This is a genomic window from Bradyrhizobium sp. SRL28 (assembly GCF_018596315.1).
Lineage (GTDB): Bacteria > Pseudomonadota > Alphaproteobacteria > Rhizobiales > Xanthobacteraceae > Bradyrhizobium.
On record NZ_JAHEAG010000002.1, the window covers coordinates 680915 to 698969 of the forward strand.

The 18055-nt window shown below is 63.3% G+C and carries 17 protein-coding genes; 10 read left to right on the forward strand and 7 right to left on the reverse strand.

Features of this window, described 5'->3' with window-relative positions; all coding sequences use genetic code 11:
- Positions 1-71: 71 nt before the first annotated feature.
- Together KIP88_RS07575 and KIP88_RS07580 are read right to left on the reverse strand one after the other, a co-directional pair.
- Positions 72-1232: a TAXI family TRAP transporter solute-binding subunit gene (locus tag KIP88_RS07575; protein WP_214487216.1), complete on the reverse strand. Its 1161-nt coding sequence runs from the start codon at positions 1230-1232 to the stop codon at positions 72-74.
- 172 nt (positions 1233-1404) lie between these two features.
- On the reverse strand, positions 1405-1626 hold the full coding sequence (locus tag KIP88_RS07580; RefSeq protein WP_214487217.1) for an acetyl-CoA carboxylase biotin carboxyl carrier protein subunit: 222 nt from the start codon (positions 1624-1626) through the stop codon (positions 1405-1407).
- Positions 1627-1758: 132 nt separating this feature from the next.
- On the opposite strand from KIP88_RS07580, the gene KIP88_RS07585 reads away from it, so the two are divergent.
- Positions 1759-2736, forward strand: coding sequence for an IclR family transcriptional regulator (locus KIP88_RS07585; RefSeq protein ID WP_214487218.1), 978 nt, complete (start codon positions 1759-1761; stop codon positions 2734-2736).
- Positions 2666-4225, forward strand: coding sequence for an acyl-CoA carboxylase subunit beta (locus tag KIP88_RS07590; RefSeq protein WP_214487219.1), 1560 nt, complete (start codon positions 2666-2668; stop codon positions 4223-4225). The genes KIP88_RS07585 and KIP88_RS07590 overlap by 71 nt, the downstream gene beginning before the upstream one ends.
- A gap of 112 nt (positions 4226-4337) precedes the next feature.
- Here KIP88_RS07590 and KIP88_RS07595 read toward each other — a convergent pair whose 3' ends face one another.
- From KIP88_RS07595 to KIP88_RS07610, 4 genes are all read right to left on the reverse strand, one after another.
- Complete coding sequence (locus tag KIP88_RS07595; protein ID WP_214487220.1) at positions 4338-5618, reverse strand: MFS transporter; 1281 nt, start codon at positions 5616-5618, stop codon at positions 4338-4340.
- A 286-nt stretch (positions 5619-5904) separates the two neighbouring features.
- A complete protein-coding gene (locus KIP88_RS07600) occupies positions 5905-6090 on the reverse strand; it encodes a hypothetical protein (protein ID WP_214487221.1) in 186 nt (61 codons plus the stop codon).
- Positions 6087-7778: an FAD-dependent monooxygenase gene (locus KIP88_RS07605; protein WP_214487222.1), complete on the reverse strand. Its 1692-nt coding sequence runs from the start codon at positions 7776-7778 to the stop codon at positions 6087-6089. Before KIP88_RS07605 ends, KIP88_RS07600 begins: the two co-directional genes overlap by 4 nt.
- Positions 7779-7790: 12 nt before the next feature.
- Entirely contained in the window at positions 7791-8561 is a 771-nt protein-coding gene (locus KIP88_RS07610) for an enoyl-CoA hydratase (RefSeq protein ID WP_214487223.1), read from the reverse strand.
- A 138-nt stretch (positions 8562-8699) separates the two neighbouring features.
- Between KIP88_RS07610 and KIP88_RS07615 the strand changes: the two genes are divergently transcribed.
- The gene (locus tag KIP88_RS07615; protein ID WP_214487224.1) at positions 8700-9236 is read left to right on the forward strand and encodes a PaaI family thioesterase; all 537 of its coding nucleotides are present in this window, start codon (positions 8700-8702) and stop codon (positions 9234-9236) included.
- 61 nt (positions 9237-9297) lie between these two features.
- Positions 9298-9915, forward strand: a complete 618-nt coding sequence (locus KIP88_RS07620) for a TetR/AcrR family transcriptional regulator (protein WP_214487321.1) — start codon at positions 9298-9300, stop codon at positions 9913-9915.
- A 99-nt stretch (positions 9916-10014) separates the two neighbouring features.
- Here KIP88_RS07620 and KIP88_RS07625 read toward each other — a convergent pair whose 3' ends face one another.
- Positions 10015-10923: a LysR family transcriptional regulator gene (locus tag KIP88_RS07625; RefSeq protein ID WP_214487225.1), complete on the reverse strand. Its 909-nt coding sequence runs from the start codon at positions 10921-10923 to the stop codon at positions 10015-10017.
- A 98-nt stretch (positions 10924-11021) separates the two neighbouring features.
- Between KIP88_RS07625 and KIP88_RS07630 the strand changes: the two genes are divergently transcribed.
- From KIP88_RS07630 to KIP88_RS07655, 6 genes are all read left to right on the forward strand, one after another.
- Positions 11022-12518: a CoA-acylating methylmalonate-semialdehyde dehydrogenase gene (locus KIP88_RS07630; protein ID WP_214487226.1), complete on the forward strand. Its 1497-nt coding sequence runs from the start codon at positions 11022-11024 to the stop codon at positions 12516-12518.
- Between the two features lie 120 nt (positions 12519-12638).
- Complete coding sequence (locus KIP88_RS07635; RefSeq protein WP_214487227.1) at positions 12639-13784, forward strand: isobutyryl-CoA dehydrogenase; 1146 nt, start codon at positions 12639-12641, stop codon at positions 13782-13784.
- On the forward strand, positions 13781-14854 hold the full coding sequence (locus tag KIP88_RS07640) for an enoyl-CoA hydratase/isomerase family protein (RefSeq protein ID WP_214487228.1): 1074 nt from the start codon (positions 13781-13783) through the stop codon (positions 14852-14854). Before KIP88_RS07635 ends, KIP88_RS07640 begins: the two co-directional genes overlap by 4 nt.
- 33 nt (positions 14855-14887) lie before the next feature.
- On the forward strand, positions 14888-15775 hold the full coding sequence (gene mmsB / locus KIP88_RS07645) for a 3-hydroxyisobutyrate dehydrogenase (RefSeq protein ID WP_214487229.1): 888 nt from the start codon (positions 14888-14890) through the stop codon (positions 15773-15775).
- 10 nt (positions 15776-15785) lie between these two features.
- On the forward strand, positions 15786-17516 hold the full coding sequence (locus tag KIP88_RS07650; protein WP_214487230.1) for an AMP-binding protein: 1731 nt from the start codon (positions 15786-15788) through the stop codon (positions 17514-17516).
- A 4-nt stretch (positions 17517-17520) separates the two neighbouring features.
- Positions 17521-18000 (forward strand): MaoC family dehydratase, encoded by a 480-nt coding sequence (locus KIP88_RS07655; protein ID WP_057855261.1) that lies wholly within the window; start codon positions 17521-17523, stop codon positions 17998-18000.
- Positions 18001-18055 lie beyond the last annotated feature (55 nt).

Here is an 18055-nt window from a genome sequence, read left to right on the forward strand (position 1 = left end):
CATTCATCTATTCCAATAGCTGCAGTAATTGAGCCTGGACGATTCCGAAACCTGGCGATTCCAAAAACGGTCTATTCAAAGCCGTTCGGCATGCTGGCTTTGGTCAGCGCCGCCGCGCGCGCCTTCATCCAGCCGTCGAGAAACGCCTTGTCGTCCGATGGCGGACTGGACTTGCCGTAGTCCGCCCATGCCGTCGCCAATACCTGCTGGCGCTTGAACAGGGCATTATTATGGGTCTCCTGCTCGGCGGACCAATGCCCGGCTTCCTTGAGCGCCTTCACGGCGCCCGGATGCACCGGGATCACCCAGTTCTTGGTCTGGCGGTCGGCCGCAAGGCCGCCAGCGCCCGGCGCGGAATCCTTGTAAGCGTCGTAGCCCGTGATCATCGCCTTGGTGATGGCATAGACCTCGTCGGCGGCCAGCGATCCGTAGGACACGAAGATCGGGTAGGGGTAGTTGCCGAGCTCGACCGGCTTGTCCTTGGTGATGCCGGCACCGCAGGTCGCGACGTGCGGGAAGAAGAACGAGCCAACCTTTTTCACGCGCTCCCAGCCGGCCTTGTCGCCGGGGGGCAGCGGCGGCCAGACGATGCCGCGCGGCGATGTCTCGAGTTCCTTCGCCGGACCAGTGATGGTGGTGGCGAAGGCGGCATCGACGTCGTTGTTGACCATGCCCTTCCACATCGCGCCATAGCTCGAGAACTCGACGACCTTGACGTCGCTTTGCTTGAGGTCGCCGAACGCCAGGACCGCGAGCGCGTTCTGGTTCAGCGCCGGCGAACCGACCACGAAGCCAACGCGCTTGCCCTTGAGCTGCTTGATTTCGGTCACGCCGGTATCCTTGGCGACGCCGAGCGAAGCGGCGTTGCAATCGACGGTAGACAGCACCAATTGCAGGGCTTGCGGACCCCATTCCTTGGTGCCGAATTCGAACACGCCTTCCTGAGCAAAATAGCTGCCGGAGCCCATCCCCGACATGGCCGCGCGCTTGGCGCGCAATGGCGCCAGTCGCGCCACGTCGTTGCCGGCGGGCAGCACGCGGACATCGGTACCGTATTTGTCTTTCATCATCTTGCCGATGCCGACAGAGATGTTGAAGCCCGCCGTTCCGGTGTCATAGGCAGTGACGACCATGGTCGGCGGCAGCTTGACGTCTTGGGAATAGGCCGGCGAGGCCAGCAGCGAGATGCCTGCAAGGGCAATTGGCGCGAGCGCCGTCAACCGATGAATCATAATTTTTCCCCTCAGATGGTTTTCGCTTTGCGAAAGTCACTCGTTAGCGTTGATCATGTCATCGGCTGCTGGCGATGGCAACGTTAGGTGCGCAGACTTCAACAGCCGAGCTGGACAGATTGTCGCGGAATCATCGCAAGCACGTCGCAAGCACGTCTATGCCGTGATCTTGTTAAGCTTCGATGATTGCGACGACCTGTCCTTCAGCGATGACGTCGTCGAGTTTGACCAGGATAGCCTTGATTCTTCCTGCCGTCGTCGACGTGACCGGAATTTCCATCTTCATTGCTTCGACGAAAGCAATCTCGTCGCCGTCGCCGACATTGCCGCCGGTTGTGACGGGAAGCGCGCACACGCGGCCGGCGACTTCAGTGACGATCTTGATGTCTGGCATTTCCGTTCTCCGGGGACCGTCTGACGGACTGGTGGTCCTCGTGAACGGCTTTTTGTTGTGGCCGCAGATTGCCTGAGGTAGTTTGTTCTGCAAGTGGAATTTTATTCCGCAGGGCGGAATGGAGCCAAAAAAATGGGACGACGCTCGGAACGGCTTAGCAAACAGGGAATGCTCGCCAGCGATCTGGCAGGCGAGGGCGATGTGATCCAGGTGGTGTCGCGGGCGTTCGACGTCCTGCGATGCTTCGAGGGTCATGAAGCCAGATTGGGAAATCTGGAAATTTCCAGTCGCTGTGGTCTGCCGCGCTCAACGGTATCGCGGCTCACCCACACGCTGACGCGGATGGGCCAGCTCGTTTATCTGCCGCGCGACCAGAAATACCGTATCGGTCCAAGCGCGGTGGCGATGAGCACCTCGATGATGAAGGGGTTGCAGCTTCGCAACCTGATCCGGCTGCGGCTGCAGGACGTAGCCGATCAATTGCCGGGCACCGTCGGCTTCGTGATTCCCGATCGCTTCCATCTGGTCTATCTCGAATTTGCGCGGGCCGCGAACGCGCTCGGCCTGCACGAAGGCACCGGCAGCCGCATCTCGATGACGAGCACTGCGGCCGGCTTTGCCTACACCGCCGCGCTCGATGCCGACGTCGGCGACGCCTTGATCGCCGAAATGGAGCGTGAGATCCCGGGAAACGCGGGATTGTTGAAGTCGCGCATTGAAGACAACCGCCGTCATTTGCGCGAGCACGGCTATGTCGTGGGCTTGGGCACCTGGAGCCCGCATATCAACGGTTGCGCGGTGCCGATCTGGTCGCCGCAATATCAAACCTTCGTTGTCGCGACGATCGGTCTTCTCTCCGCGATGTTTGATGAGAAGCGGTTGCACAAGGAAGTGGCGCCGCAGATGCTCCAGCTCGGTGCTGCGCTCGGCAGCCTGCTCGAAGGGGCCGAGGGTGACATCTTCACCAACCGTATCGAGAGAAAGCCGCTTCCGGTATCGACCCATAATAACAACAAGATCATCAAGACGGAGGATACGAATGAACTGGAAGCCGGAGCTCGACGACCTCGCTCGGCGCGAAGCGTTCGCGCGCGAGATGGGAGGCGTTGACAAGGTCAAGCGCCAGCATGACCAGGGCCGGCTCACGGTTCGTGAGCGCATCGACAGACTGATCGACAAGAATTCCTTCCACGAGATCGGCGCGATTTCCGGCATCGCCGAATACGACGAAAACAGCGAACTCAAGCACCTGACGCCGGCCAACTGCGTGTTTGGCCGCGGCAAGATCGACGGCCGTACCGTGGTCGTGGTCGGCGACGACTTTACCGTGCGCGGTGGATCAGCCGACGCCTCGATTTCGGCCAAGCCGCTGATGGCCGAGGAGATGGCGCACGATTTTCGCCTGCCGATCATCCGCGTGATCGAAGGTTCGGGCGGTGGCGGCTCGGTGAAGACGATTGAAACGCGCGGGGCTGCCAATTTGCCCGGCGGCGTCGGCGGCACGCGCTGGTACTGGTTCACGACCGCGAACATGGCGCGCGTGCCCGTGGTCGCCCTCGGGCTCGGTTCGGTTGCGGGCCTTGGCGCGGCGCGGCTCGCCGCCAGCCATTATTCGGTCATGACCAGGAATTCCGCGATGTTCGTCGCAGGTCCTCCGGTGGTGAAGCGTCTCGGCCAGGATCTGACCAAGCAGGAACTCGGCGGCGCCGAGATCCAGACCCGCGCCGGCGGCGTCGACGATGCGGTCGACACCGAGGAGGAGGCGTTCGAACGCGCCAGGCGTTTTCTGTCCTATCTGCCGTCATCGGTGTACGACCTGCCGCCGACCACGCCCTGCACGGACGATCCGGAGCGCGCGGAAGAAGCGCTGTTGAAAGCGGTGCCGCGCAATCGCCGCCAGGTCTACAAGATGCGTCCGATCATCGACGCCGTCGTCGACAAGGGCTCGTTCTTCGAGGTCAACGCCAATTTCGGCCGCCCGATCATCACCGGGCTTGCCCGGCTCGAAGGCCGCGCGGTGCTGCTGCTGGCCAGCGATCCCTTCCACTATGGTGGGTCGTGGACGGCGGAGGCGTGCCAGAAGGTGGTGCGCTGGGTCGACTTTGCCGAAACCTTCCATCTGCCCGTGGTCTATCTGATGGACTGCCCGGGCTTCATGATTGGGCTCGAGGCCGAAAAATCGGCGACCATCCGTCACGGCGTGCGCGCAATGGCCGCGGTCAATCAGAGCACGGTGCCCTGGTGCACCATCATCGTGCGCAACGCCTTTGGTGTTGCTGGCGTCGTGCATCAACCAGCCAACCGCTATTCGATGCGCTACGCCTGGCCGTCGGCCTATTGGGGTTCGCTGCCGCTGGAGGGCGGCATTGAGGCTGCCTACCGCGCCGACATCGACGCCGCGGATGATCCGGCCTTGAAGCTGAAAGAGATTGAGGAGCGCCTCAACAAGCTCCGCTCGCCGTTCCGCTCCGCCGAGAAGTTCTGGGTCGAGGAGGTCATCGATCCCCGCAAGACGCGTTCGCTGTTGTGCGAATTCGCGCGATTGGCGGAGCCGATCCGCAATGTGGGCCCGCCAACCGGCATGTCGACGCGGCCGTAGCTGGACGCGAGAATTGTAGGGTGGGCAAAGCGAAGCGTGCCCACCATTCTTTGCCGATGAGAAAAGATGGTGGGCACGGCGCAAGCGCGCCTTTGCCCACCCTACAATCGCGTCACGCCGCCACCGGCTTCGGCCGCGAGATCGCCAGCACGATCAGCGCGGCGACGATGCAGAGTGCGCCGGCCACAAAGAAGGCCGGCAGGTAGGACTGGAGCATCGTCCGCGACAGGCCGGCGCCGAAGGCCGCGACGCCCGCACCCAACTGATGACCCGCAAAAATCCAGCCGAACACGAGGTTGGCGCGCTCGGGGCCGAATCGTTGTGCGGTCAGCCGCACCGTCGGCGGCACGGTCGCGATCCAGTCGAGGCCATAGAACATCGCAAACAGCGACAGGCCGTAGAGCGTGAAATCGGAGAACGGCAGGAACAAGAGCGACAGGCCACGCAGCCCGTAGTACCAGAACAGCAGCTTGCGATTGTCGTAACGGTCCGAGAGCCAGCCGGAGGCGATGGTGCCGACGAAATCGAAAATGCCCATCACCGCGAGCAAGCTTGCCGCCTGCACCTGCGGAATGCCGAAATCGAGGCACATCGGAATCAAATGCACCTGGACCAGGCCGTTGGTGCTGGCCCCGCAGATGAAGAAGGTGGCGAACAGGATCCAGAACACGCTCGACTTCGAGGCATCGCGGAGCGTGCCGAGCGCTGCCGCCATGATCGGTGTGGTGCTCGGCGGTGGCGCCGGCAGCGGCTCCGTGCCTTCGTCGCCGAATGGCCGCAAGCCCACATCGCTCGGCCGGTCGCGCATGACCATCAGCACGGCGAAGGCGGCCACGCCCAGCATCACGCAGATCAGCGCCAGCGCGATCCGCCAGCCATAGGCATCGGTCAGGCTTGCTAAGAGCGGCAGGAACACGAGCTGTCCGGTGGCGACGCTTGCGGTCAGGATGCCGACCACAAGCCCGCGCCGCGCCGCGAACCAGCGCGCGGCAATCGTCGCGCCCAGCACCAGCGCGGTCATGCCGGTGCCGAGCCCGATCACCACCCCCCACAGCAGCATCAGCTGCCAGACCTGCGTCATCGCCAGCGACGCGACGAGGCCGGATACGACGATGAGCAGCCCCGACAGCGTCACATTGCGCAGGCCGTAGCGGTTCATCAGCGCGGCGGCGAAGGGGGCCATCAGCCCGAACAGGACGAAGCGGATCGACAGCGCCGAGGAAATCTCCGCCGTGGTCCAGCCGAACTCCCTCTGCAGGGGCACGATGAAAACGCCGGGAGCGCCGACCGTGCCGGCCGAGATCAGGGCGGTGAGAAAGGTCACGGCGACCATCGCCCAGCCGTAATGGATGTTGCGGCGGGCGAGGGCGGCTGACAGCCAGTTCGAGATCATTGGGCCTCAGAGGATTTCAGAGGGAAGATTTGCTTAAGGTCGGCTGTGTGCATTGTGACGTGACGGCAGTCTGACATAAATGTCATACTTCCCTCATTTCAGGACATGAAAGAAAGCGCCCGCTTCAGCATTGATCCGCGCGCGGACCAGCTGCGGAATTGAATTATACCAATAATATTATGCGCGGTGGAGAATCGCAACGGATCATCCCATGAAAAATCTCGCCGCTCGCATGAGAGAAATTGATCGGTCGGCGCTCTGAGGCCGAGATTGTCGCAAAGGCTCGCTATTCCAGCCCGTCGAGCGCGGTCTCGACGGCCTTCCTGAAGGCCGCGACGTCGCCGAGTTGATGGCTGAGCACGAGCGCAAGCCGGGTCAGGAACAGCGCTTCGCGCGCGGGCCCGGCCTGATCGATCGCGGTTGCCAGCGTCTCGTAGGCGGTCTCGAAGTCTTCGAACGGCATGGCGCTCATGGCGTCTCGCTTCCCAGGCAAAGGCCTGCGGTTTTCAGTATCTCTCCGAGAACGACGGCCTTCCATCGCCCGGCAATGTGCAGGTCGGGCCGCAGCAGATAGAGCGTGCCGGGCACGGCGGCGAACAGGCGGGCGATTTCGCCGTCACCGTCCACAATGGCATTCGCTACGGAGGCCGAGCCGCTTGACGTGACCAGCATCGGAACGAAACGCTTGTCGACCCGGCCGAGGCGCCCAAGCAATGCCGCCTGTTCGGCCGTGGGCTGCTCCTCGCAGAACAGGATCGCCGTCATGCCGTTGCCGGCGCGATCCAGCAGATAGCTTCCGTCAGCGAGTCTGGCGTTCGGCGCGACGCTGCCGCACACCGGCCCGCCGGCAAATTCGGCGTCGCGTCCGGCATAGGGCGTCAGCAGGCTTTCCGAGTAGGTGTAGGGCTGCATCTGTCGCGGGTTGGCGAGCCCTCGCGGAAACTCGTGCTTCAAGCTGAGCGACAGCGCCGCTTCGCGCGCCAGCCGCCAGCCGCGCGTCGGCGGTGTCATGAAGCGCGTGCTCTTGGTGGCGTTGGCGAAGACATCGAGCGTGGCGCCGCGCCGCTCCGGCGAATAGCTGTCGAGCAGCCGGTCGTCCGCCTCGCCGTGGAGGACGAGCGCGAGCTTCCAGCCGAGGTTTTCGGCATCCGCCAGGCCGTTGTTCAGTCCGCGCACGCCGAAGATCGGCACGATATGGGCGGCATCGCCGATGAAGAAGACGCGGCCGTGCCGGTAGTCCTCAAGGCACAAGGTGTTGGCGGAATAGACGCTCCACCATTCCAGCTCCCACGGTTTCGTGTGGCCGATATCGGCAAGGATGGCACCGACGCGCGCGCGGAGGTTTTCCTCCTTCAAGGCCTCTTCCTCGCTTTCGCCTTCACGGAGCTGGTAGTCCACACGCCAGATATCGTCCGGTTGCTTGTGGATCAGCACCGTGCCGCCGGGGTTGCCGCTCGGTTCAAAGAATGCCCGCCGCTCGGTCGGGAAATCATGATCCATGCGGATATCCGCGATCACATACCGGCCTTCGTAATTGTCGCCCTTGAGGCGGAGTCCGAGCATCGACCGGATCGGCGAGCGTGCGCCGTCGGCGGCCAGCACATAGAAGGCGTCGAGCCAATAGCCACCCTCCGGGGAAGTAATGCGCGCGGATACGCCGTCCTCGTGGCGCTCGATGCCGGCTAGTTCGCTCTGCCAACGCATGTCGATGAGGTCATTTGCTGCGACCGCATCGTGCAGGAATTTCTCGATGTACTGCTGCTGCAGATTGTACATCGGTAGATATTTTTCCCCCGAGGGTTGCGGCATCTCGAGCTGGAAGATTTGTTCCCCGCGGTAATAGCTGCGGCCGAACCGCCAGCCGAGCGCCTTTTCGACAAATGGCGCGACCGCGCCGATCCGCTCCAGGATGTGCATGCTGGGCCGCGCGATGCAGATCGCGCGGCTGCCGTCATTAAAGGTGTCCTTGCGATCGATCAGGACGCTGCGGATGCCGTGGCGCGCCAGCACCAGCGCCGCGGTCATGCCGATCGGGCCGGCGCCCGCGATCAATACCGGGTGTCGTGTCGTGGCGCCGTCAAGCTCGGGAACGCGTCGCGCCGCAAAGCGGGGATAGTCGAAGTAGAGCGACTCCAGCGCTCCCTTGCCGGCAGGTCTCATGCCTCTCTCCGTCTATTTCTTGCGGTCGAGAAATCCCTGCATCAGCCGCTGCGGCTCACCGGTCAGGAAGGACTTTCCGAATACGCCGACGCTTAAGTTGACCGACTCCGTCAGCGGCAATTCTTCCCATTGCCGCATCAATGCCTTCTGTGAGCGCAGCGCTTCAGGACCGCATTCGAGCAGCGCCTTCACTGTATGCTCGATCGCGTCATCGAGGCCGCCTTCCTTCGCGACCACGTCGACCAGACCCCAGGCGAGCGCGGTGGGCGCGTCGATGTTCTCCGCTGTCATGACAAGCCAGCGGGCGCGGCCCCAGCCGATCAGTCGCGGCAACAGGGCGGCGTGGATCACCGAGGGGATGCCGACACGCACCTCCGGCATGCCGAACCTGGCATCATGAGCCGCAATCCGGAAATCGCAGGCGGCGGCGACTTCGAGGCCACCGCCGAGGCACCAGCCGGGCAGCCGCGCGATGACGGGAGCCGGGAAATTGCGCACGGCTTCGCAGAGGTTGCGCAAGCGCGTGATGAAGGCTTCGGCGGATTTCTGGTCGAGGCGCGCCATCTCCTTGATGTCGGCGCCGCCGATCATGCTCTTCTCGCTCTGGCCGGCCAGGATCAACGCGCGGATATCCTTGTCGCCGGTGAGTTTCTCGAACCCTTCGCGGACGCCGTCAGTGACGGCGGAGGAGAGGATGTTGAGGGAGCCTGCATTGCAGATCGAGAGGCGGACGACACCTCGGCTGTCGCGGTCGACCCCGCAATGGGGATTGATCATTTCCATTTGTTTTCCCGGACTTGTTCTGGCGGTTGGCGCCACTTCCAAGGACATTGCGCCGGCTTGTCAAGGGGAGGCGGGGCGGGCGTTGCGCGGCGGCACACGCCGGTATAGAATGACGTTCATAATTCAAAAGGAGCCGCCATGACCGCGACCGAGACCGTCGATCTGTTTTCGTTCGATACCCGGCGGCACCGGGTGGTGGAGTGGCAGGCGCCGGGACCGGTGGCGAGGGCGGCCTCCGGCATGTCCGGGCTGGAGACCATGTGTGCGATCCGCGACGGCATCCTGCCACCGCCGCCGATGGCGCGGCTGATCGGATTCGAGATGCGCATCGCCGAGCCTGGCCGGATCGTGATGGAACTTGATCCTGACGAGAGCCTGGAAAATACCATCGGACTGCTCCATGGCGCGACCGCCGCGGCACTGCTGGATACCGCCATGGGTTGCGCCATTGCCACCATGCAGCCGGCGGGGCAGACCTCGGTCACGCTGGATCTCAAGCTGACCTATCTGCGGCCGTTGTCGGTGCGATCAGGCACGATCTCGGCGGAAGGCAAGGTGGTAAAACTCGGCCGCCAGAACAGCTATGCCGAAGGCTTCGTCCGTGACGGCGCGGGCAATCTTGCAGTGCACGCGACCGCCACATTCACGATGATCGGCGTTGAAAAAGCGAAATAGATACAGCTTTTCGCCTGCGCAACTGCTATTATATGACTGCAGACATTTCATGGGATCGTTGATGCGCTATTCGAAAGAGCACAAGCAGGAGACCCACGCGCGGATCGTGAAGAAGGCGTCGGTGCGGCTTCGCGAAAAGGGCGCACATGGCATCGGCGTCGCCGACCTGATGAAGGAGGCGGGCCTGACCCATGGCGGCTTCTACGCGCATTTCGATTCCCGCGAGGCGCTGGTGATCGAGGCCTTTGCCTATGCGATGGACCGCTCGGTCGAGCACTGGCGCGAGATCGCCGCTGAAACGCCGCCGGAGAAGCGGCTGTCGACGATCGTCGATTCCTACGTCTCGGCGGTGCATCGCGACGATCCCGGCCGCGGCTGCGCAGTCCCCACGCTCGGCGCCGAGATTGCCCGCGAAAGCGCAAAGACCCGCAGGGCCTTTAGCGCCAAGCTCGAACAGCTGATCGATGTGATGGCCGATCAGATTCCGGATGTGCCGCGAAAGACGGCGCGCAGGCAGGCCATGGGCACGCTGGCGACCATGATGGGCACCCTGGTGATGTCCCGCGTCGCGGGCAGCGGTGAACTGTCGGACGAAATTCTCGTCGCCGGCCGCGAGGCGGCGCTGGCCCGTGCCGAGGCGAAGCCGTCTGCGAAGAAGGCGCGGGCGAAAGTGAATTGACGCGCGGAAATTGTAGGGTGGGCAAAGCGAAGCGTGCCCACCATCTTTCCGAGATCGTCGCGTGGAATGGTGGGCGCGCTTCGCTTTGCCACCCTACATTCACCTGAACAGCGCTCGCTCACTTTCCACCGTCTCGTGGATGTAATCGGCGACCGCCCTGATCCGCGCCAGATCCTTGCTGTCGGCGTGCATCAGCATCCAGAAGCTGCGCGAAATCCTGATCTCGTCCGGCAATACCGGGCGCAATTCCGGATGCGCCGTCGCCATGAAGTGCGGCAGCACGGCGATGCCGAAGCCGGCGATGGTGGCGTTGAGCTGCGCGATCAGATTGGCGCTGCGGAATTTGGCGGAGATCTTTGGCGAAACCTGCGGCAGGTAATCCAGTTCCGGCGTGAACAGCAGTTCCTCGATATAGCCGACGAAGCGATGCGCGGGCAGGTCGCCACGGCTTGTGATATCAGGCATGCGGTCGAGATAGGCCGGTGCGGCATAGAGCCCGAGGCTGTAGTCGAGCAGCTTGCGCCCGACGATCCGGCCTTCCTTCGGCATCGTCAGGCTGATGGCAATGTCCGCCTCCCGTTTCGACAGGCTGAACAGCCGAGCGGTGGCGACGAGCTGCAGATCGAGATCGGGATACCGCTCGGTGAATTTCACCAGCCGCGAGGCCAGGAAGTGGCTGCCGAAACCGTCGGGCGCCCCGATCCGCACCGTGCCGGTGAGCCGGGCGCGCGAGCCGCCGACCGCCTCCTGGTTGGCGACGATGGTCGATTCCATCGCCTCCGCGCTGTCGGCGACGCGCTGGCCGGCTTCGGTCAGGAGGTAGCCGGTCTTGCGGCGATCGAACAGTTTTGCCGAGAGATGCCGTTCCAGGCGGTCGACACGCCGGATCACTGTGGCATGATCGACGGCAAGCTGCTTGGCGGCAGCGGAAACCGACCCGCCGCGGACGATCGCCAGCACGAAACGGAAGTCATCCCAATCGATCGTCTTGGTGCCTTGATCCAGCATTTCCGCACATCTAAGGTGCAATATATCGGACTTGTATCCTAAGAAATGCAGGTCAAAAAGGGCTCCAAAGCTGATCCAGCCCTTCAGGGAGAAAATTCATGCGCTCAATCGGACATTTCATCGGCGGTAAAGAGGTCAAGGGCACGTCCGGGAGGACGGCTGACGTTTTCGAGCCGATGACCGGCGACGTCCAGGCCAAGGTGGCGCTGGCCTCCAAGGCCGAGGTGCGCGCCGCCGTCGAGAACGCCAGGGACGCCCAGGTCGAATGGGCCAACACCAATCCGCAGCGCCGCGCGCGCGTGATGATGAAGTTCCTCGAACTTGCCCAGCGCGATTACGACAAGCTCGCCGACATGCTGGCGCGCGAACACGGCAAGACCGTCCCCGACGCCAAGGGCGACATCCAGCGCGGCCTCGAGGTTGTCGAATTCGCCTGCGGCGTTCCGCATCTGATGAAGGGCGAATACACCGAAGGCGCGGGCCCCGGCATCGACATCTATTCGATGCGCCAGCCGCTCGGCGTCGTCGCCGGCATCACGCCGTTCAACTTCCCGGCGATGATCCCGATGTGGAAATTCGCGCCCGCCATCGCCTGCGGCAACGCGTTTATCCTGAAGCCGTCGGAGCGCGATCCCGGCGTGCCGATGATGCTGGCCGCATTGATGATCGAGGCGGGCCTGCCGCCCGGTGTGCTCAACGTCGTCAACGGCGACAAGGAAGCGGTCGACGCCATCCTCGACGATCCCGATATCAAGGCGATCGGCTTTGTCGGCTCGACGCCGATTGCGCAGTACATCTATGAGCGCGCCGCGCAGACGGGCAAGCGCTGCCAGTGTTTTGGCGGCGCCAAGAACCACGCCATCGTGATGCCCGATGCCGACATGGACCAGACCGTCGATGCGCTGATCGGCGCCGGCTACGGCTCGGCGGGCGAACGCTGCATGGCGATTTCGGTCGCAGTGCCCGTCGGCAAGACCGCCGCCGACCGCCTGATGGAAAAGCTGATCCCGCGCGTGGAGTCGCTCAAGATCGGCACCTCGGTCGATCCATCAGCCGATTACGGCCCGCTGGTGACGCGCGAAGCGGTCGAGAAGGTGAAGAGCTACATCGATATCGGCGTCAAGGAAGGCGCGACGCTCGCCGTCGACGGCCGTGGCTTCAAGATGCAGGGTTACGAGAAGGGTTTCTATCTCGGCGGTTCGCTGTTCGACAACGTCACCAAGGACATGCGGATCTACAAGGAAGAGATCTTTGGCCCGGTGCTGTCGGTGGTGCGCGCCCACGACTACAAGGAAGCGCTCGCGCTGCCGTCGGACCATGACTACGGCAACGGCGTTGCGATCTTCACCCGCGACGGCGACGCCGCCCGCGACTTTGCCGCCAAGGTGAATGTCGGCATGGTCGGCATCAACGTGCCGATCCCGGTGCCGATTGCGTACTACACCTTCGGCGGCTGGAAGAAGTCCGGCTTCGGCGATCTCAACCAGCATGGCCCCGATTCGATCCGCTTCTACACCAAGACCAAGACGATCACCTCGCGCTGGCCGTCCGGCGTCAAGGAGGGCGCGGAGTTCTCGATCCCGACGATGAACTGACGGTGTAGCCCAGCCCGTCATTGCGAGCGCAGCGAAGCAATCCATATTGCCGCGAAAAGGAAGAATGGATTGCTTCGTCGCTTCGCTCCTCGCAATGACGACAAGAATGAGCAGCCCAGAATGCATTTCGCTCTCGACGAGGACCAGATTGCGGTTCGCGATATGGCGCGGGAATTCGCCTCGGAAAAAATCGCGCCGCATGCGCTCCGCTGGGATGAGGAGAAGCATTTCCCCGTCGATGTGATGCGCGAGGCCGCGAGCCTCGGCATCGGCGGCATCTATATCAAGGATGACGTCGGCGGTTCCGCCATGACCCGCTTCGACGCCGCGCTAATCTTCGAGGCGCTGGCGACGGGTTGTCCGACCGTGTCGGCCTTTATCTCGATCCACAACATGGCGTCGTGGATGATCGATGCCTATGGCAACGACACTCAGCGCCAGAAATGGCTGCCAAGGCTCTGCACCATGGAGCTTCTGGCGAGCTATTGCCTGACCGAGCCGGGCTCCGGTTCGGACGCCGCGGCGCTGCGCACCCGCGCGGTGCGCGACGGCGACCACTATGTGCTCAACGGCCAGAAGCAGTTCATTTCCGGCGCCGGTGGCGGCGACCTCTATGTCGTGATGGTGCGAACCGGTGCCGACGGCCCCGGCGGCATCTCGACGCTCGTCATTCCGGCCGATACGCCCGGCGTCTCGTTCGGCGCCAACGAGCGGAAGATGGGCTGGAACGCGCAGCCGACCCGCTCGGTGATTTTTGAGAATGCGCGCGTGCCGGTCGAAAATAGACTCGGCGATGAGGGCATCGGCTTCAAGATCGCGATGGCCGGGCTCGACGGCGGCCGCATCAATATCGCGGCCTGTTCGCTCGGCGGCGCGCAAAGCGCACTGGACAAGTCGCTGGCTTACATGAAGGAGCGAAAAGCCTTCGGCAAGCGCCTCGATGAATTTCAGGCGCTGCAGTTCCGTCTCGCCGACATGGCGACCGAATTGGAGGCGGCGCGGACTCTTGTCTGGCGTGCCGCGGCAGCGCTAGACCGCAAGGACGCCGACGCCACCATGCTGTGCGCCATGGCCAAGCGTTTTGGGACGGACGTGGGCTTCGAAGTCGCCAACCAGGCGCTGCAGCTGCACGGCGGCTACGGCTACCTCAGTGAATACGGCGTCGAGAAGATCGTGCGCGATCTGCGCGTGCACCAGATTCTGGAAGGGACCAACGAAATCATGCGGCTGATCGTGTCGCGCAAGATGATCGAGGGCGCGCGATGACGGATGCGGCTGTTGCAGAGGGCGACCTGATCGCGCGCAAGGAAGGCTCGACCGGTATCCTCCGTCTGAATCGGCCGAAGGCGATCAATGCCGTGACGCTGGAGATGTTCCACGACATCGACAAGGCGCTCGACGCTTTCGAAGCCGATCCCGATATTGCGGTGATCGTGCTGGAAGGCGCCGGCGAGCGCGGCCTCTGCGCCGGCGGCGACATCCGCGCCCTCTGGGAAAGCTCCAAGGTCAAGGGCGATCTCGGCAAGATCCTGTGGCGCGACGAATACATTCTGAATGCACGCATCAAGAAGTTCCCGAAGCCCTATGTGTCCTTCATGGACGGCATCGTGATGGGCGGCGGGGTCGGGCTCTCCGCACACTCAAGCCACCGCGTCGTCACCGACAAGACCAAACTGGCGATGCCTGAAGTCGGCCTCGGCTTCTTTCCCGATGTCGGCGGCACCTGGCTCCTGTCGCATTCGCCGGGTGAGATTGGCACCTATTTTGGGTTGACCGGGCATACCATGAATGGCCCGGACGCGATTCATGCGAAGTTCGCCGATGCGGTGGTGCCGTCATCAAGATTGCCGGCCTTGCGCGAAGCGTTGACGAAGGTGAAGCCCGGCGCGACATCGGCTGATATCAGGAAACTGATCGACGGCTTCTCGACCGGAGAGACGGCCGGGCCGGTCGCAGCGCAGCAGGCGAAGATCGATGCGTTGTTCTCCCACGATCGCATGGAAGACATCGTTGCGGCGCTGAAGCGCGATGGTTCGGAGTTTGCGCAGACGACATTGAAGACGCTAAGCGAAAAGTCGCCGCGCGGCATGGTGGTGACGCTGAAGCTGCTGCGGCTGGCGCGGACTTCCGGTTCGCTGGAGGAATGCCTGGTGCGGGAATATCGCGCCGCGCTGGAAGTTTTCGCCAGCGATGATTTCCGCGAGGGCGTGCGCGCCGCCGTGATCGACAAGGACCGCAATCCAAAATGGTCGCCCGCTGGAGTCGAGGACGTGACGCCGGCAATGGTCGCGCCTTACTTCGCCGAAATCGGCGCCAATGAGCTGAAATTCACCTGATCAAAACAGAAAAGCCTTAGCGGAGGATTCGAGATGGCAAATATCGCATTCATTGGCCTCGGCAATATGGGCGGGCCGATGGCGGCCAATCTGGTCAAGGCCGGCCACAAGGTCACCGCGTTCGATCTGGTCGCTGCCTCGCGCGATCAGGCCAAGGCTGACGGCGCCGCCATCGCGGAGACTTCGGTGGCTTCCGTCAAGGGCGCCGATGTCGTCGTCACCATGCTGCCTGCGGGCAAGCATGTGCTGTCGGTCTGGAACGAAGTCATTCCGGCGATGGCCAAGGGGACGCTGATCATCGATTGCTCGACCATCGACGTCGAAAGTGCCAAGCAGGCGCACGCGCTGGCCGCCAAAAGCGGCGCACTCTCGGTCGACGCTCCGGTATCGGGCGGAACCGGCGGCGCCAAGGGCGTGACGCTGACCTTCATGTGCGGCGGTGAAGAGAAGGCCTTTGCGGCGGCAAAGCCCGTGCTGGAGAACATGGGCAAGAAGCTCGTGCATTGCGGCGGCGCGGGTGCAGGGCAGGCGGCCAAGATCTGCAACAACATGATATTAGGCATTTCCATGATCGGGGTCGGCGAGGCCTTTGCGCTCGCCGAAAAACTGGGCTTGTCGCATCAGGCGCTGTTCGACGTCGCCTCGACCTCGTCGGGGCAATGCTGGGCGCTGACGTCCTATTGCCCGGTGCCGGGCCCGGTGCCGGCCTCGCCGGCCAACAACGGCTACAAGCCCGGCTTTGCGTCCAATTTGATGGTCAAGGACCTGACGCTGGCGCAGGACGCGGCCAACGCCGCGGGCGCCGTGACCCCACTGGGCAAGCACGCGCAGGAGCTCTACAAGGCGTTCGACGCCGCCGGCCATGGCGGGGTGGATTTTTCCGGGATTATCCAGCACGTTAGGAGTCTCGCCGGGAAATAACGGAGACGGGATGACGACCTTCCAGGAAGCGCGCGCCTTTCTGCTCAAGCATCGAACCGATTACGATGCGGCCGTGAAGGGATTTCGCTGGCCCGACCCGGTTCCGTTCAACTGGGCGCTGGACTGGTTCGACGCGGAACTCGCCGGCAGTGCCGACAGCCGCGACCGCACCGCGCTCTGGATCGTCGATGCCGGCGACAGGGAGACAAAACTCTCCTTCGGAACGTTGTCGCGCCGATCCAACCAGGTGGCGAACTTCCTGCGCGCGCAAGGGCTAAAGCGCGGCGATCATCTGTTGCTGCTGCTCGGCAACGTCGTGCCGCTGTGGGAGACCATGCTGGCGGCGATGAAGCTCGGTGTTGTCGTGATCCCCGCGACCACGCTTCTCACGGCGGACGAACTGCGCGACCGGCTTGATCGCGGCCGGGCGAAGGTGGTGGTGGCGTCACAGGATCAGGTGGCGAAGTTCGCAGGCCTCGGCGGCGATAATCTCGCTCGGATCGTAGTTGGCGCGACGTCGAAGCACGATGGCTGGTTGCCGTTCGAAGAGGCGGCGAACGCGTCAGAAGAATTTACGCCTGACGGACCGACCAACGCCGACGACCCGATGTTGCTCTATTTCACCTCGGGCACCACGGCAAAACCGAAACTGGTGCGGCACAGCCAGCGCAGCTATCCGGTCGGCGCTCTGTCGACGATGTTCTGGCTCGGGCTGCAGCCGGGGGACGTGCATCTGAACATCTCCTCGCCGGGCTGGGCCAAGCATGCCTGGAGCTGCTTCTTCGCGCCGTGGAATGCGGGGGCCACCGTGTTCGTGGTCAACCAGCCGCGCTTCGACGCCAAGGCGCTGCTCGCGACCGTCGGCCGCTGCGGCGTCACCACGCTGTGCGCGCCGCCGACGGTGTGGCGGCTGTTCATTCAGGAAAAGCTAGCCGATTTCAAAGTGAGCCTGCGCGAGGTCTGCGGCGCCGGCGAGCCGCTCAACCCCGAAGTGATCGATCAGGTGAAGGCGGCGTGGGGCCTGACCATTCGCGACGGTTACGGCCAGACCGAGACCACCGCGCTCGCCGGCAATTCGCCGGGCCAGAAGGTCAAGGTCGGCTCGATGGGCCGCCCACTGCCGGGCTATCGCGTGCAGATCACCGACAATGACGGCCACATCACCAAGGAGGGCGAGGTAACGCTGGTGCTCGGCGAGAGCCGCCCGGCCGGCCTGATGCAGGGCTATCAGGGCGAGGATGGCAAACTGAGCGGTGCCGACGGCGATCTCTACCGAAGCGGCGACGTGGTGTTTGCCGATGATGAAGGCTATCTCACCTTCGTCGGCCGTTCCGACGACGTCTTCAAATCCTCCGACTACCGCATCAGCCCGTTCGAGCTGGAAAGCGTGTTGCTGGAGCATGAATCGGTCGCCGAAGCCGCTGTCGTGCCGAGCCCCGATCCGATCCGGCTCGCGATCCCGAAGGCCTATGTGCTGCTGGTGTCGGGCGTGGAGCGTTCCCCCGAAACCGCGCTCTCGATCTTCAAACATCTGCACACGCGGCTCGCGCCGTTCAAGCGCATCAGGAAGATCGAGTTGGTGACGGAACTGCCGAAGACGATTTCCGGCAAAATCCGCCGCGTGCAGTTGCGCCGGCTCGAACATGATAATGTCAGAAGCGACACGCTGCGCGGCGCCGAGTTCCGCGAAGACGAATTCCCGGAACTGCAGAAGGTGCGGACCGCCGGGCTGGAGAGCTAAATCAATGAATGAAGTCTGGAAGAAGCCGCCGGTCTCGTTTGAGGCCTATCAGGCCATGGTCGGCAAGGAGATCGGGGTGTCGTCCTGGCACCTGATCGACCAGAACCGGATCAACGTCTATGCCGACGTGATCGAGGACCATCAGTTCATCCATGTTGACCCGGAGCGGGCGAAGAAGGAAACCGCGTTCGGCAACACCATCGCGCATGGCTTCCTCACGATGTCGCTGATGAGCATCATGTCCTATGAGGTGATGCCGGTCATCGAAGGCACCGCGATGGGCGTCAATTATGGTTTTGACAAGCTGCGCTTCCTCTCGCCGGTGCGTGCCGGCTCGCGGGTTCGCGGCCGCTTTACGCTCATGGAAGCCAAGTTGCGCAAGCCGAAAGAGCTGCAATCGCGCACCAACGTCACCGTCGAAATCGAGGGCGAGGAAAAGCCTGCGCTGGTCGCCGACTGGATCGGGCTGATCTATTTCGCATAACCTCTGCGCGTCATGGCCGGGCTTGTCCCGGCCATCCACGTCTTGCTATGCAGCA

Bases quoted from the DNA above. Each gene is read 5' to 3' on its own strand.
- KIP88_RS07625 (WP_214487225.1), bottom strand. From the start codon at position 10,923: ATGCTGGATCAAGGCACCAAGACGATCGATTGGGATGACTTCCGTTTC.
- KIP88_RS07650 (WP_214487230.1), top strand. From the start codon at position 15,786: ATGACGACCTTCCAGGAAGCGCGCGCCTTTCTGCTCAAGCATCGAACC.
- KIP88_RS07575 (WP_214487216.1), bottom strand. From the start codon at position 1,232: ATGATTCATCGGTTGACGGCGCTCGCGCCAATTGCCCTTGCAGGCATC.
- mmsB (WP_214487229.1), top strand. From the start codon at position 14,888: ATGGCAAATATCGCATTCATTGGCCTCGGCAATATGGGCGGGCCGATG.
- KIP88_RS07620 (WP_214487321.1), top strand. From the start codon at position 9,298: ATGCGCTATTCGAAAGAGCACAAGCAGGAGACCCACGCGCGGATCGTG.
- KIP88_RS07600 (WP_214487221.1), bottom strand. From the start codon at position 6,090: ATGAGCGCCATGCCGTTCGAAGACTTCGAGACCGCCTACGAGACGCTG.
- KIP88_RS07590 (WP_214487219.1), top strand. From the start codon at position 2,666: ATGAACTGGAAGCCGGAGCTCGACGACCTCGCTCGGCGCGAAGCGTTC.
- KIP88_RS07615 (WP_214487224.1), top strand. From the start codon at position 8,700: ATGACCGCGACCGAGACCGTCGATCTGTTTTCGTTCGATACCCGGCGG.
- KIP88_RS07640 (WP_214487228.1), top strand. From the start codon at position 13,781: ATGACGGATGCGGCTGTTGCAGAGGGCGACCTGATCGCGCGCAAGGAA.
- KIP88_RS07635 (WP_214487227.1), top strand. From the start codon at position 12,639: ATGCATTTCGCTCTCGACGAGGACCAGATTGCGGTTCGCGATATGGCG.
- KIP88_RS07610 (WP_214487223.1), bottom strand. From the start codon at position 8,561: ATGGAAATGATCAATCCCCATTGCGGGGTCGACCGCGACAGCCGAGGT.
- KIP88_RS07580 (WP_214487217.1), bottom strand. From the start codon at position 1,626: ATGCCAGACATCAAGATCGTCACTGAAGTCGCCGGCCGCGTGTGCGCG.
- KIP88_RS07630 (WP_214487226.1), top strand. From the start codon at position 11,022: ATGCGCTCAATCGGACATTTCATCGGCGGTAAAGAGGTCAAGGGCACG.
- KIP88_RS07605 (WP_214487222.1), bottom strand. From the start codon at position 7,778: ATGAGACCTGCCGGCAAGGGAGCGCTGGAGTCGCTCTACTTCGACTAT.
- KIP88_RS07585 (WP_214487218.1), top strand. From the start codon at position 1,759: ATGGGACGACGCTCGGAACGGCTTAGCAAACAGGGAATGCTCGCCAGC.
- KIP88_RS07655 (WP_057855261.1), top strand. From the start codon at position 17,521: ATGAATGAAGTCTGGAAGAAGCCGCCGGTCTCGTTTGAGGCCTATCAG.
- KIP88_RS07595 (WP_214487220.1), bottom strand. From the start codon at position 5,618: ATGATCTCGAACTGGCTGTCAGCCGCCCTCGCCCGCCGCAACATCCAT.